The following is a 256-nucleotide window of genomic DNA, read 5'->3' as shown; positions in this document are numbered from 1 at the left end:
CCCATGAAAGCTGATTTGATTGCTGATTTGATTCCAAAGCGATTTAATAAAGCAGAACTTATTGAAGTAGGAACGACGGTTCTTGCGATTCCTGGTGTAAACGCTTGGCGAATTACTATGCCTGTATTAAAGGATATGGGTGTAGAAAATGTCTATTTAGCGTTTGATGCCGATTTAGTAGAGAATCAAAAAGTAAGGAAAGCTCTTATAGACTTTGCGACAGAGTTAAAGCGATTGGGCTATAACGTAATCATAG

1 pseudogene is annotated in these 256 nt (G+C 37.9%); it reads left to right on the top strand.

The window, feature by feature from the left end:
- Window positions 1-256, top strand: a pseudogene (locus ACS2QP_RS28135) (hypothetical protein); the annotation flags it as partial.

The sequence above is a fragment of the Bacillus cereus group sp. Bce019 genome, from assembly GCF_051781745.1.
Classification (GTDB): Bacteria; Bacillota; Bacilli; order Bacillales; family Bacillaceae_G; genus Bacillus_A; species Bacillus_A cereus.
This window is presented reverse-complemented; position numbering and strand designations above follow the sequence as displayed.